We start from the raw sequence: 3,081 nt of genomic DNA on the forward strand, positions 1-3,081 counted from the left end.
CAAAAGTGGTGAAAAATATACTTTAAACCTATTTTCTTTTCAATCTCCGTAAAGAATTACCAATTGTATTTTATTCTTTCCCTGATGTTTAAATTCCTTGTATTGGAGCTTTGAAAAAAGATAGCCCGCACCGAATAAGCCTGCCGATAATCCAAGACTGTTGGGTGTCTGCGAAAGGTCCCCATAATGATAAAGGCTATTGATGATTCCACCTGTGAAAAATATCAAACCTGCACCCATGCCCAAAAAGGAAAGATTTTTCAAAGTAGCATTTCTGGGGTCTTTGTGCTTTACATATACGGCAGTAATATCTTTGGGCTGTAAAATATTTTCGGAAAGTATAATAATATCATTTCTTATATCAATAATAATGTCAGTAACAAAAAAATCATAAGTAGTTGATTTGTACGTAAATTCTTCCCCTATTTCAAATTTTAATCGGCTTTTTTGATTGGATCCTTTTTGAAGTAAAATAAACTTTTGACCAAACCCATCTGTGGTTACCAAAATCAAAAATAAAAAGCTAATAACGAAGTGTTTTGAATTCAAAAAGGACTTTCGCATCATTATTAAATTGGGTTTTGTTAATTATCCACTCTTTTTCAAGTCGCATCGTATTCCTGTTAATTGGCTAGAAGTTGGAAGTCCGAGGAGACAGGATTGAAATTTTGAGTTTGACAAATTAAATGGTGGATTGTCAAAACCAAATAATCAATATCAACAATCAAATTGTAGATTGTTCAAATTAAAGGTTATTTTAATGGCAAAAGACCAACCATCAGAGTTGGTCTTTTGCGTCCTTTCAAATTTCAAATACTGGATTTTAATTTTGATTACTCTAAAATGGATATTGTATTATAACTTGATAATCCAATTATGATTGTCTTTTACTTTGCCATATTTTATGTCATCCAAAGTCTTCAAAACCCGTAAAGAGAATGAATCTATAGGTTTTTGAGGCATTTCATAATCAATTTCATTGACATGGATTTTGGAGATATGGGCTATCGTAGCAGCTGTCCCGGTACCAAATGCTTCCAGAATACTTCCAGTCTCTAATGCTTCTTGCAATTCCTCAACAGTCAAAAATCTTTCCTCAACCCCATACCCCATTTCTTTTGCCAGCGTAAGTACGGAGTCCCTTGTGATACCTTTTAAAATAGTACCGGTGTGGGTCGGGGCAGTGATCAAGGTGTTGTTGATCATGAACATCAGGTTCATTGTGCCGCTTTCCTCGATATTTTGATGGTTCTTACTATCAGTCCAGATCAGCTGATCATATCCTTCCTTTTGTGCCAGGAGAGCAGGGTAAAGCGATCCGGCATAATTCCCGGCAGCTTTTGCCGCTCCTGTCCCACCTTCTGCGGCACGGGTATATTTTTGTTCCACTTTAACGGAAACAGGCTTTGCATAATATTGGCCTACCGGACAAGTGAAAATTATAAATTTATATCGCTCAGAGGGTCTTATGCCAAGGTAATCGTCTGTTGCAAAAATAAACGGACGGATATATAGAGAATAGCCAGGCTTGTTTGGAATCCAGTTTCGGTCAAGATCCAATAGCTGCATCAAGCCTTCCATGAATAATTCTTCCGGAACTTCAGGGATACACATCCTTTTTGCGGATTCATTCAGCCTTTTTTGGTTTGCATCAGCCCGGAATAGAAGAATTTCACCTTCCTCATTTTTGTAGGCTTTCATACCCTCAAAAACAGACTGACCGTAATGAAGCGTTGCGTTTGCAGGATTAAGGGCTAAAGGAGCATAAGGTTCAATCTTAAAATCTGTCCATTCCCCATTGATAAAATCCGCCACAAACATGTGGTCGCTGATGGTTTTTCCGAATACCAAATTATCAAAATCTGTTTTCCCTATTTTTGACTCATCGATTTTGGTGATGTCAATTTGCAGTGTTGCTCTCATGCTATTATGATCTAGGCTTCCAAGTTACTTCCTCTACTTCCAATTCTTTTGCAATCAGTCTTCCCAAAACAAAAAGATAATCAGAAAGCCTGTTTAAATATTTAACAATTATATCATCTACCGGTTCGGTTTCCATCAGGGCAATTACACATCTTTCGGTTCTTCTGCATACGGTACGGGCCAAATGGCAAAAAGAAACAACTTGATGGCCTCCCGGCAGAATAAAGTTTCGCAGGACCGGAAGTTCTTTTTCCATAAGATCAATTTCTTTTTCCAAAAGCTCAAGGTCTTCTTCGTGAAGATCAGGCCTTTTCACGCTTTCATTCCCAGGTTCGGTGGCAAGGGTAGCTCCGATTGTAAAAAGTCGGTCCTGTACTTCTTTTAATAAATCGCCCCTCTTTTGATTGATCTCTTGGTCTTTGAGTAATCCGATAAAACTATTCAGTTCATCTACTGTGCCATAGGCATCAATCCGCAAGTTTGATTTAAGAACACGCCTTCCTCCCAACAGAGAAGTTGTACCGGAATCTCCGGTCTTTGTATAAATTTTCATGAATTTTCCCCCGACTTTTAAAATATAATTGCAGATATCCAACAGCAAAAATAGCAATCTATTTGCAAAAATATAATGGTTTTTACTTTGCCAGCAACATGGATTCTCCACGTGTAGGATTCGGATTGAGCGTGTCTGTTTCAACCAGACCATCCCTTAACCTTACTATCCTGTGGGCATAATGTGCGATATCGTCCTCATGCGTGACCATGATAATGGTGTTGCCTTTTTGATGCAATTCATGGAATAGTTCCATAATACTATAAGAAGTCTTAGAATCAAGATTTCCGGTAGGTTCATCAGCCAAGATGATACTTGGGTTGTTGACCAAAGCCCTGGCAATGGCCACTCTTTGTCTTTGTCCACCTGAAAGTTCATTGGGTCTGTGGTGTACCCGATCTCCCAATCCGACGCTTTCCAAGGTCTGAAAAGCTTTTTCTTCACGATCGGATTTATTGAAACCGGCATAAATTAATGGTAAAGCCACATTGTCAAGGCATGTTGCTCTTGGCAATAAATTGAATGTCTGGAAAACGAAGCCGATCTCTTTGTTCCTGATTTCAGCCAGTTCATTCTCTGACATGTCACTTACATCTTTTCCATTT

The 3,081-nt window shown here is 38.4% G+C and carries 4 protein-coding genes; all 4 read right to left on the reverse strand.

Annotation, left to right across the window (positions count from 1 at the left end):
• Positions 1-39 precede the first annotated feature (39 nt).
• Positions 40-567 (reverse strand): hypothetical protein, encoded by a 528-nt coding sequence (locus ACEW8U_RS16490; protein ID WP_373523152.1) that lies wholly within the window; start codon positions 565-567, stop codon positions 40-42.
• Between the two features lie 288 nt (positions 568-855).
• Complete coding sequence (locus tag ACEW8U_RS16495) at positions 856-1,923, reverse strand: branched-chain amino acid aminotransferase (protein ID WP_373523153.1); 1,068 nt, start codon at positions 1,921-1,923, stop codon at positions 856-858.
• A 4-nt stretch (positions 1,924-1,927) separates the two neighbouring features.
• Positions 1,928-2,476, reverse strand: a complete 549-nt coding sequence (locus tag ACEW8U_RS16500; protein WP_373523154.1) for a cob(I)yrinic acid a,c-diamide adenosyltransferase — start codon at positions 2,474-2,476, stop codon at positions 1,928-1,930.
• Between the two features lie 82 nt (positions 2,477-2,558).
• Positions 2,559-3,081 (reverse strand): ABC transporter ATP-binding protein (locus ACEW8U_RS16505; protein WP_373523155.1); only part of this gene is annotated, 523 nt, incomplete at its 5' end.

It is taken from the genome of Aquiflexum sp. (genome assembly GCF_041751335.1).
In the GTDB taxonomy this organism is placed as follows: domain Bacteria; phylum Bacteroidota; class Bacteroidia; order Cytophagales; family Cyclobacteriaceae; genus Aquiflexum.

Excerpts from the sequence above, each read along its gene's own strand:
- ACEW8U_RS16495 (WP_373523153.1), bottom strand. The coding sequence starts at position 1,923 with ATGAGAGCAACACTGCAAATTGACATCACCAAAATCGATGAGTCAAAA.
- ACEW8U_RS16490 (WP_373523152.1), bottom strand. The coding sequence starts at position 567 with ATGATGCGAAAGTCCTTTTTGAATTCAAAACACTTCGTTATTAGCTTT.
- ACEW8U_RS16500 (WP_373523154.1), bottom strand. The coding sequence starts at position 2,476 with ATGAAAATTTATACAAAGACCGGAGATTCCGGTACAACTTCTCTGTTG.